Raw genomic sequence first — 11275 nt, 5'->3', positions numbered from 1 at the left:
AAAATGAGGCCTGCTCCACAATACAAAATGAGGCCTGCTCCACAATACAAAATGAGGCCTGCTCCACAATACAAAATGAGGCCTGCTCCACAATACAAAATAAGTTACCCGATAATTTATTAAATTTACCAACCCTGGCTAAAGTCGGAATCTTATTTTATCGTGCTCATTACTTATCAGGAAACTTAGCACCAATTGATGCACTTTGTCAAGCTCTAGCAGAGCGAAACTTAGTACCGATTCCCGTCTTTGTGTCTTCTTTGCGCGAACCAGATTTGCAAATAGAATTGCTGGAATATTTCCAGCCCAAAGAATCAGAACCCATTCAATTATTGCTCAACACCACAAGTTTTGCAGTCTCCGGTTTCAGCAGTCAAGAACCGGAACAAAACAGCTTAAAATCCTTAGACGTTCCCGTATTGCAAGCAATCTTCAGCGGTGGCGGTTTGGAACAGTGGGAAACGGAACTTCAGGGACTTTCGCCCCGGGATGTGGCGATGAATGTAGCATTGCCAGAAGTAGACGGAAAAATCATTACTAGGGCTGTTTCTTTTAAAGCGGTACAGACTTGGAACAGCGAATTAGAAACAGATGTAGTAGGCTATGTAGCAGCGGGCGATCGCATTCAATTTGTAGCAGATTTAACCGCGAACTGGGTGAAAATGAAACAAACCCCAGCCGCTAACAGACGCATCGCCATAATTCTAGCAAATTACCCCACTCGCAACGCCCGCTTAGCCAACGGCGTCGGCTTAGATACGCCCGCTAGCTGTGTCGAAATCCTCAAAGCTATGCAGCAAGCTGGCTATCAAATTGAAAACATCCCGGCTAGTGGCAACGAGTTAATTGAACTGTTAACTTCGGGCGTGACAAATGACCCGGAAGGACGCGAATTGCGGCCTGTTCATCAATCTTTATATTTGGCAGAATATGAAAAATATTTTGCTACTCTACCCCAGGAAGTACAGGATGGGATTTGTAAAAGATGGGGGCTTCCGGGCAGCTATGCACAAGATTTAATAAGTAACAATATGTCTTTTCCGATTCCGGGAATTCAGTTTGGGAATGTGTTTGTGGGAATTCAACCATCGCGGGGATATGAAATTGACCCGAGTTTGAACTATCATGCCCCAGACTTAGAACCCACTCACAATTATCTAGCTTACTATTATTGGCTACGAGAAAAGTTGGGAATTGACGCTATAATTCATGCCGGAAAACACGGCAATTTAGAATGGCTTCCCGGTAAAAGTATAGCATTGTCTAACAAATGTTATCCAGAAGTGGCATTAGGCGCGATGCCGAATTTTTATCCCTTCATTGTCAACGATCCGGGGGAAGGTTCGCAAGCAAAAAGACGATCGCAAGCGGTGATTATTGACCACCTGACACCGCCGATGACTCGCGCCGAACTCTACGGGCCTTTGCAGCAGTTGGAAACTTTAATTGATGAGTATTGCGAAGCCCAAAGTTTAGATCCGTCTAGATTACCGATGATTCGCGATCGCATTCTCGCCCTCACCAACAAAGAAAACTTAGATAAAGACTTAGGAATACAGCTAAATAAATCGGAATTTACAGAATTTATAACTCGCACCGACGGCTATCTTTGCGAGCTCAAAGAATCCCAAATCCGCGACGGATTGCACATTTTCGGGCACTGTCCCGAAGGTAGACAGTTGAGAGATTTGATAATTGCGATCGCCCGCCATCCCACCAACGGGCGATCGGGCTTAACCCGTGCCCTCGCAGAAGACTCAGGCTACGATTTTGACCCCTTAACCTGCGCTCCAACGTCAATAATTCAGCACCGCACAGCAGGCGATTTAACAGCAGAACTAGAAGAAAAAGCCGCCGAATTAGTAGAAATTTTAATCGAAAACATCCGCATTAATCCGGGTTCATCTGCGGGCAAAAATATCCAAATAGGAGAAGCAACCCAACAAGAATTAAACTGGATAAATAACTATCTTTTACCTTCACTCCTCCAAACAAACCAAGAAATTACCAACCTGTTGCGCGGACTAGATGGGCGGCACATACCAAGCGGTGCATCCGGCGCGCCCACTCGCGGCAGACCAGATGTATTGCCCACCGGTCGCAATTTTTACTCAGTAGATATCCGTGCCATCCCCACAGAAACCGCCTGGAGAGTTGGCCGAGTTGCTGCTGAAACTTTAATCGAAAGATACACCCAAGAAAACGGCGAATATCCGAAAACTTTGGGTTTGTCAGTGTGGGGAACATCCACCATGCGGACGGGGGGAGACGACATCGCAGAAGCGCTGGCGCTGATAGGAGTTCAACCAGTTTGGGATGGGCCTTCGCGCCGGGTTGTAGATTTTGAAATATTGCCGATTTCAGTTTTGGGACGGCCGCGGGTTGATGTTACTTTGCGAATTTCGGGATTTTTTCGGGATGCTTTTTTTAACTTAATTGATTTGTTTGACAGTGCGGTAAAAGCTGTGGCAGATTTAGACGAATCTCCAGAAAATAATCCTTTAGCAGCACAAGTTCTAGCAGAGATTCAGTATTGGGAATCTACAGGTTTGAGTCAGGAAGAGGCGCAAGGGCGATCGCAATTTCGAGTCTTTGGCTCAAAACCAGGTGCTTACGGCGCAGGACTTCAAGGCATAATTGAAGCTCAAAACTGGACAGACGACAGCGATTTAGCAAAAGCTTACATTAATTGGAGCAGTTACGCCTATACCTCCTCTAGTTCCTCAAATTTGCCGGGAGATTTAGCAGGAGTTAAACAGAGTGAATGGGGATGTTCTGCACCCGAAGCATTTGAACAACGCCTCGGCCAAATGCAAATAGTTTTGCAAAACCAAGACAACCGCGAACACGACATCCTCGACTCGGATGATTATTATCAATTCCAAGGCGGAATGACTGCTGCAATTCGCAATTTGCAAGGCAAAAATCCTGAAACCTATTTCGGGGATAACTCGATTCCCGAGAATCCGAAAGTGCGACAACTCAAAGAAGAGATTGCGCGGGTTTACCGCAGCAGGGCTGTAAATCCCAAATGGATAGAAGGTGCGATGCGACACGGTTATAAAGGTGCTTTTGAAATTGCAGCAACTGTTGATTTTTTGTTTGCTTACGATGCTACGGCAAATTGTGTAGAGGATTTTATGTATGAAGGAATCGCAGAGGCTTACATTTTTGATGAGAAAGTGCAGACATTTATTCAAGAAAACAATCCTTGGGCACTGCGAGATATGGCGGAAAGATTGCTAGAAGCTCGTCAGCGGGGGTTATGGCAGAGTGCGAACCAGGATACATTGGATAAATTGAGGTCGATCGCCCTGCAAGCCGAAGCAGTCATCGAATCCCATACATAAATACTCAATTAACATCACGATCGCGGCAGCAGACAAATGGGCAGTTTGCGGTAATATCTAGTAATATTTCGCGCTCGCTGAAAGCTGTATGATTCGCCGCTACATTGCTAGCCTCAGTACCAACATCTTCAAACGTACCTTCGCCACAGCGGCCGTGCTCGCGCTAACAGTCGGATCTTCGTCCCCCAAGCAGCCCAACACCGCAGCGACATCTGGTTCGATCGCATCTTCAGTCTTAGCGCAGTCCCCAACGTCTCTGTTAGCTAGAAACGCCAACCAAACCAAAAAATCCCTCAGCGTTTCTTCATGCCCCCAAAACGATGGCTTCACCGAGGCCGTTAACTTTGCCACCCAAGCTTCTAATTTGGCTCAATCAGCCAATTCAAAACAAGACTGGGACGAAGTAGCCGCCCTGTGGGTGCAGGCCGTCGCCTGGATGCAAGCCGTTCCCCCCGGCAGTCCCAGACGGGCGTTTGCGGAGAAAAAAGTAATCGAGTACATGAGAAACCTCGTTTATTCCCAGCAGCAAGCGGGCGCAACCCGATCGCAAGCCAGTACAGTCAGCTTCAGCAGCGATTTGCTCAACGAACAACTAGAACTTTACCTATCCTACGTTGCTGCGGTCGGGCCACCAGATGTTTTGATTGTCGGTAGTTCCCGCGCATTGCAGGGTGTCGATCCCAAACAGCTAAAACAATCTTTGGCCCAAAGTGGCAGTCCGGGCTTAAAAGTATTTAACTTTTCAGTCAACGGCGCAACTGCACAAGTAGTTGACTTTCAACTGCGGCGGCTTTTGAAGCCTGATCATTTGCCTCAAATGATTGTCTGGGCGGACGGTGTGCGGGGATTTAACAGCGGCCGGGACGATCGCACTTTTAATTCGATCGTGGATTCTGAAGGCAGCCAACTTTTAGCAGCAGGCATTCGCCCCGAACTGCCGTCGGATGAACCCAACGAGATTCCGCTGTGTTACAAATTCCCACAGCCCTGCGCTAACAATACTTTCCGCAGAGCACAGGCATCTGTCGATCAACCTTTCAGGGGCGGGCAAGATGCCCACCCCACACTCAAATTCCTGTCCAGTGGAACGGGCATCTTGCCCGTTGCCTCAAATGCAGCAAGATATCATTTAAAAGCGATCACAGCGGATGCAGGAACCCAAAAAGCACAATTGATTCCAGTCTTGCAGCCGACAACAGTAGCAATGAGGCAAGTCAGCGAATTAGCAGATTTGATCGACTCCAACGGATTCATGGCTATGTCGGGCAGGTACAATCCCAACACTTATTATCGAGAACGCGCTTACGTTTCAGGCCAGTACGATCGCGACTACGAAAACTTCAACCTCGGAGGCAAACAAGCAACAGCCTTTAATTCAGTTGTAGCATTTACCAAAGCTCGCAAAATTCCCCTAATTTTCGTTAATTTGCCCCTCACCAACGACTACTTAGACGGAACTCGCCTGTGGGCAGAACAGCAGTTCCGGCAGCGAATGGATCAACTCTCGCGGCAAAAAGGCTTCGCTTTCCGCGACTTGTCGCAGCGCTGGCCGGGCCGTAACGACTATTTTTTTGACCCCAGCCACCTCAACCGCTTTGGGGCGATCGCAGTTTCTCGCCTCCTCGCGGCCGATTCCAGCATTATCTGGCCGCGGCCCAAATCTAGCCGCACCGAGGGATAATACCATTTTCGATTTTCGATTTTCGATTAAAGAATTGGGAATGACAGATGATATCAAATCCGCCCTTCATCGGAATTATTCATCGCTCTTGCCTTCCTCTGTATCCTCTGCGTCCTCTGTGGTTTAATCATTCCGATCTAACCGGAATTGATGTGAGATAATGGTTTGCAGCTTGCCCAAAATTGGATTACTTTTTGGAATTGCTATAAACCACAGGGAGAGTCTCCGAGGGGAGAGGCCCTGTGGCATCGGAATAATATTTTTCCGAGTACAGTGCGATCGTCCCGGTCGCGGCAATTCAGTCTAAAATCTAATCATCTAAAATCCAAAATCTAAAATCTAAAATGGATGTGCACTGCGATCGTCCCGGTCGCGGCAATTCAGTCTAAACCCACATTCCGCACGTCAATTTGTAGTATGCCAAGTAATACGAAAGTTCTGAGTTATTTGACGTTTTATTTGTTTTGTTTGCGTATAAATATTTAGCTTTTTCTGTTTTGGTGTTTGCCAAACTACCAAACAGGTGTAATAATTACATATTACATTTTGAAGTGCGGAATGTGGGTCTAAAATCTAATCATCTAAAATCCAAAATCTAAAATCTAAAATCGATAGGTTGTGCAACTAAAACAAGTAATTATCGCCCACAAAGCCAGAGATACCCTCAGCCAGCGGTGGGCAGAACAGTGTGCCCGCCAATTAGAAAGTCGCGGGTGTCACGTTTTAATGGGGCCGAGTGGCCCGAAAGATAACCCGTATCCGGTGTTTTTAGCTTCTAGTAACAACCCAATTGATTTAGCGGTAGTGCTGGGGGGCGACGGTACGGCCCTAGCTGCGGCGAGGAATTTGGCGGCTGACGGCATCCCGATTTTGGCAGCGAATGTGGGGGGACATCTGGGTTTTTTAAGCGAGTCTTTTGAGGATTTCCAAAATACTGAGGATATTTGGGACAGACTTTCGGAAGACAGGTATGCCGTACAGAAGCGGATGATGTTGCAGGCGGCGATTTGTGAGGGAAACAGAACTAATCTCGAACCGGAAAGCGATCGCTTTTTGGCACTCAATGAAATGTGTGTCAAACCTGCTTCAGCCGATCGAATGCCGAGCTGTATTCTAGAAATGGAAGTTGACGGCGAAGTAGTCGATCAGTATCAAGGCGACGGTTTAATTGTGGCAACTCCTACCGGTTCGACTTGCTACACCGCATCTGCCAACGGGCCGATTATTCACCCCGGCATGGATGCGATCGCAGTTACTCCGATTTGCCCTTTGAGTTTATCCAGTCGGGCGATCGTCCTACCACCCGGTTCAGTCGTCAGCATTTGGCCTTTAGCAGATTACGAACTCAGTACAAAACTCTGGACAGACGGCATTTTGGGTACTGCAATTTGGCCAGGACAGCGCGTAGACGTGAGGAGGGCAGACTGCGAAGCCAAGTTTATCATTTTGCGGGAAAACTATTCTTATTACAACACTTTGAGGGAAAAACTTCACTGGGCAGGAGCCAGAATTCGGTACAGCAACAATCACCGCAATTAATCCGAATCCTCCACCATGAAACTGCATTGACCCGTGGGGCCCGTAAGCGTGAAAAAACCTGTGAAATCACCAACAATCATAGAAAAAGGGCCCTCAGCCAACGCATAATCTCTGTACTTTGTTAAGATCGCTCAATATCTTGACAAACAGCCTGATCTATGCAGATTTTCAAAAAATCAACCCGACCTTTCAACCCTCAAGATACATATCCCTGTCCCGTGTGCCGCACGGGTCAAATTTCCACCCTAGCGCTGATGGACGCCCTAGCTTGCAACTTCTGCCAGCACATTTATACCGCCAGCGTTGAAAGACAATCGCTCCAAATGGCCGATCGCCAACCGCCTGTAACTTGGCACTGGAACGGCAAACAGTGGATAGGAGCCCACCTCGAAGGGGTAGAATTTGGATGGCCCTACTTAGCAGCGGCTCTGGGTCTAATTTTCCTTCCCACTACCTTGCTGGGACTTTCAGCTTACTATTTTCCCCCGGTTCCCGGCAGCCGGTTGTCGTGGCTGCCCGCAGCTTGGACAGGCTTAGCTTTTTTGTCCCATTTAGGCATTGTGCTGTGGTTGATCGGTGAATTTTATCAATTCCCGGTGGTAACTTACTTCAGAGCTTGGGGGCGCAGGATAAGCCGGCGCTAGCTTAAATGCTCTCTAACAGCCGATCGGCCTCGGGCAGCACACCGACATCGATCCAGGTAAAATTAGAGGCGATCGCAAAACTCAATTCCCAATCAGCACATCTAGAGCTATAATCGATAGCTATTCTAAATAGTCAGATACAAACGCATTGCGATTTGTGAGGAGACGAATGAACATACTTGGAATCTCGGCGTATTACCACGACAGCGCCGCAGCCTTAATTCGCGACGGAGAAATTATAGCCGCAGCGCAGGAAGAAAGATTTTCCCGCAAAAAGCACGACGCCAGATTTCCCAAGAATGCGATCGCTTATTGCTTGAAAGAAGCGAACATAGATTTGCGGGAACTCGATCGCATAGTCTTTTACGACAAACCTTTAGTCAAATTCGAGCGCCTTCTCGAAACCTATTTAGCCTACGCACCCCAAGGTTTTCGCTCTTTCGTAACCGCCATGCCGATATGGCTCAAAGAAAAGCTTTACCTCAAAACCATGCTCAAAAGAGATCTGGCAGCAATAGCAAACTGCAAAACAAATAAACTGCCATCTCTGCTATTTACCGAACACCACCAATCCCACGCAGCATCAGCATTTTTCCCCAGCCCCTTTCAAAAAGCAGCCGTTTTGTGCCTCGACGGCGTGGGCGAGTGGGCCACAACCTCGGTTTGGCTGGGAGACGGCAACCAACTTACACCTCAGTGGGAAATCGATTTTCCCCACTCCTTGGGTTTGCTTTATTCAGCTTTCACCTATTACACCGGCTTCAAAGTCAACTCTGGCGAATACAAACTCATGGGTTTAGCTCCTTACGGCGAACCCAAGTATGTAGACAAAATTCTCAACTATTTAATAGACCTCAAAGATGACGGAACTTTTCGTTTGAACATGGATTATTTCAACTATACAGTTGGCTTAACCATGACAAACAAGAAGTTTGACGAACTGTTTGAAGGGCCGCCGCGTCAAGCTGAAGGAAAATTAACTCAGCGAGAAATGGACATTGCAGCTTCCATTCAAGTTGTTACCGAAGAAGTTGTTTTGCGACTTTGCAGAACAGTTAAAAAAGAATTGAATGTCGATTATCTTTGTCTTGCGGGTGGCGTTGCTCTCAACTGCGTTGCTAACGGCAGACTATTGCAGGAAGGTATTTTCAAAGATATTTGGATTCAGCCTGCAGCGGGAGATGCTGGCGGTGCTTTGGGCGCGGCTTTGGCGATTTGGTATCAGTATTGCGAACAAACTCGCACTGTGAGCGCGAACTCGACAGCAAATAGTATAGAATCCCTCAAAACTGAACTTATCACTACAAACGCAGCGGTTGAGGAGAGGACTGAAGTTCTCACTACAAACCAAGCGGTGGCAACTGTGGCGAAGTCTGTTGCTCATTTAACTTGTCACGATCAAATGCGCGGCTCATATTTGGGGCCAAGGTTTACTGACGCAGAAATTCTCGAATATTTGGATGCTGTAAAAGCCAGCTATCACCGATTGGACGATGCCGAATTAATGCCGCAGTTGGCTGAGATTTTGGAACAGGGAAATGTGGTTGGATGGTTCCAGGGGCGGATGGAATTTGGGCCACGGGCTCTGGGCGGTCGATCGATCATTGGCGATCCCCGCAGTGCTAAAATGCAGTCGGTGATGAACCTGAAAATTAAATATCGGGAATCATTTCGACCTTTTGCACCGTCAATCTTAGCCGAACGAGTTGCCGATTATTTCGAGATTGACCATTCTAGCCCTTATATGCTATTGGTAGCACCTGTCAAATCCAGTCTCCGCATTCCGATGACTCCCGAACAAGAGCAGTTGTTTGGCATTGAAAAGCTCAACATTCCGCGATCGGAGATTCCGTCTGTTACCCACGTCGATTACTCGGCTCGCATCCAAACTGTTCACAAAGAAACCAATCCTCGGTACTATGACTTAATCAGCCATTTTGAAGAGCGATCTGGCTGTTCTATTGTGGTAAATACTTCTTTCAACGTCCGAGGCGAACCCATTGTTTGCACTCCAGAGGATGCTTACCGCTGTTTCATGCGAACCGAAATGGACTATCTGGTGTTGGAAAATTACTTGCTTCCCAAGTCCGAACAAATTCCTTGGAAACAAGATGATGCTTGGAAAAATGAATTTGAACTAGATTAGTCATTAGTCATTAGTTATTAGTTATTTGTTGGAACGAATAACTAATTCCCAATTCCTAATTCCCAATTCCCAATTCCCAATTCCCAATTTCTAATGAGCGACGAAATTAAAAAACTCGATAAAAAAGGCCTGCGCGATTTCGGGCTGCTAATTGGCGGGCTGATTGCAGTGCTGTTCGGGTTAGTACCTTTACTGAGGAGACATTCTATACCTTGGTTGCCCTTTTGGCTGCCCTGGGCAATCGGCGCAGTCCTAATCGTGCTAGCATTGGTTGCGCCGAAATCGCTAAATCCCATTTATCACGGGTGGATGCGCTTTGGACTCATCCTCCACAAAATCCAAACGCCGATCGTCCTAGGGATAGTTTTTTACCTGGTAATTTTGCCGATGGGAGTGATCAAAAACATTTTCGGCGAAGATGCAATGCGGCGCAAACTCAATCCTAAAATGGATACTTACCGCATCCCAAGTAAATCAAGAACAAAAGTTAGTATGGAGCGTCCTTTTTAAGTGTTTGAAGCAACTTTAGATTTTATCAAAGATTTGTGGGCGTTTATGAAAGAACGCCAAAAGTATTGGCTGTTACCGCTCATTGTGACTTTAGTCTTTTTGGGAGCTTTGATTGTATTGAGTCACGGTTCTGTGATTGCTCCATTTATTTACACGCTGTTTTGAAATAATGAGCAAGTTGAAGAATTTGGGTGTCAATTTAGGTTTGACACTCGGTGGTTTATTGATGGGGGTGATAATTGGTGAAGTTGGATTGCGGGTGGCGAGTATTGAAGGCTATCCAAAAATAGGAGATTTTGTAGACTCGGCGCCAACTCGTTTCCACACTTCCGATCCGAATTTGGGCTGGAAGCTGAAACCGGGTGCGTCGGGGGAGTGGAATGAGGAAGGTGCGAGTTTTGTGCAGGTGAATAGCGAGGGTTTGCGCGATCGCGAACATACAAAAGCCAAACCTCCAAATACTTTGCGCGTGGCGGTTTTGGGCGATTCCTTCACCGAAGCAATTCACGTACCTGTCGAACAAACTTTCTGGTCGAAATTGGAACGAAAGTTAGGCAACTGCGAGGCCGTTAAGGGACGCAAAAATGTTGAGGTCATCAATTTCGGCGTGCAGGGTTACGGTACTGCTCAAGAATTGATAATGCTGCGAAAAAAAGTGTGGGATTACAGTCCTGATATTGTAATTCTTGCTTTTTTTATTGGCAATGATGTGATAAATAATTCTCCGAAACTAGAATACGATCGCTACCGACCATTTTTTGCTTATGATGCTAGTGGCAAGTTAGTACCGGATATGTCTTTTCGCAATCTGGCGCCGATCGACCGCAACCAAAGAGCAGTTTCCTTCGTAGACCGGATGCCCAGTTTGCTCGTCAACAATTCGCGAATTTTGCAGGTCATTAAAAAGGTAGACTTAGATAGGAAAAAGCGGGAGCTATCGGAGGATTTTACCGAGTTAAGTACCCAAAACCTCAAGGAACCTCATGATGCAGCTTGGTCCGAGGCTTGGAGGGTGACAGAGGGTTTGATTGTGACGATGCGGAATGAAGTCGTGCAGAAAAATGCTGATTTCTTGGTTGTGACGATCGGCGATCCGATGCAAGTTAGACCGGAAGCCCAGACGCGAAAAGATTTTATGACAAAAAACAACATTCAGGATTTGTTTTATCCCGAGAGGCGGCTGGAAAAATTGGGCGCGCGCGAGGGTTTTCGGGTACTGAATTTAGCCGAACAGTTCCAAGGTTACACTGAAAAATATCAAGTCTGCGCCCACGGTTTTGAGAATTCTGTACCCTGTGGGGGTCACTGGAATGAACTCGGGCACCGGCTGGCCAGTATCCTGATTAACCGAAATTTGTGCCAACACTTGAAGCAGTCTCAAGTCCCCAAAAAACAACCGTAATCA

General features: G+C 46.9%; 8 protein-coding genes. All 8 read left to right on the top strand.

The annotated features are described in order from the left end of the window. The coding region (gene cobN, locus QUA40_RS11265; protein ID WP_445301145.1) for a cobaltochelatase subunit CobN at positions 1-3350 on the top strand (3350 nt) is incomplete at its 5' end. A gap of 88 nt (positions 3351-3438) precedes the next feature. After that, positions 3439-5031, top strand: coding sequence for a hypothetical protein (locus QUA40_RS11260; RefSeq protein ID WP_333125308.1), 1593 nt, complete (start codon positions 3439-3441; stop codon positions 5029-5031). Between the two features lie 618 nt (positions 5032-5649). Then, a complete protein-coding gene (locus tag QUA40_RS11255; RefSeq protein WP_333125305.1) occupies positions 5650-6570 on the top strand; it encodes an NAD(+) kinase in 921 nt (306 codons plus the stop codon). A gap of 158 nt (positions 6571-6728) precedes the next feature. Further along, positions 6729-7214, top strand: coding sequence for a hypothetical protein (locus QUA40_RS11250; RefSeq protein WP_333125302.1), 486 nt, complete (start codon positions 6729-6731; stop codon positions 7212-7214). A 169-nt stretch (positions 7215-7383) separates the two neighbouring features. Next, on the top strand, positions 7384-9360 hold the full coding sequence (locus tag QUA40_RS11245; protein WP_333125299.1) for a carbamoyltransferase: 1977 nt from the start codon (positions 7384-7386) through the stop codon (positions 9358-9360). 93 nt (positions 9361-9453) lie between these two features. Further along, positions 9454-9870 carry an SxtJ family membrane protein gene (locus QUA40_RS11240; RefSeq protein WP_333125296.1) on the top strand — a complete coding sequence of 139 codons (417 nt, stop codon included), beginning with the start codon at positions 9454-9456 and terminating at the stop codon, positions 9868-9870. Next, positions 9871-10035 (top strand): DUF5989 family protein, encoded by a 165-nt coding sequence (locus QUA40_RS11235; protein WP_333125293.1) that lies wholly within the window; start codon positions 9871-9873, stop codon positions 10033-10035. A gap of 4 nt (positions 10036-10039) precedes the next feature. Beyond that, a complete protein-coding gene (locus QUA40_RS11230; RefSeq protein ID WP_333125290.1) occupies positions 10040-11272 on the top strand; it encodes an SGNH/GDSL hydrolase family protein in 1233 nt (410 codons plus the stop codon). Positions 11273-11275: the final 3 nt, after the last annotated feature.

This window comes from Microcoleus sp. Pol11C3, from assembly GCF_036701485.1.
Taxonomy (GTDB): domain Bacteria; phylum Cyanobacteriota; class Cyanobacteriia; order Cyanobacteriales; family Microcoleaceae; genus Microcoleus.
The sequence above is the reverse complement of the archived record's forward strand: the minus strand, read 5'-3'. Positions and strand labels throughout refer to the sequence as shown.

Coding starts and splice junctions, on each gene's coding strand:
- QUA40_RS11260 (WP_333125308.1), top strand. CDS start 3,439: ATGATTCGCCGCTACATTGCTAGCCTCAGTACCAACATCTTCAAACGT.
- QUA40_RS11250 (WP_333125302.1), top strand. CDS start 6,729: ATGCAGATTTTCAAAAAATCAACCCGACCTTTCAACCCTCAAGATACA.
- QUA40_RS11245 (WP_333125299.1), top strand. CDS start 7,384: ATGAACATACTTGGAATCTCGGCGTATTACCACGACAGCGCCGCAGCC.
- QUA40_RS11240 (WP_333125296.1), top strand. CDS start 9,454: ATGAGCGACGAAATTAAAAAACTCGATAAAAAAGGCCTGCGCGATTTC.
- QUA40_RS11230 (WP_333125290.1), top strand. CDS start 10,040: ATGAGCAAGTTGAAGAATTTGGGTGTCAATTTAGGTTTGACACTCGGT.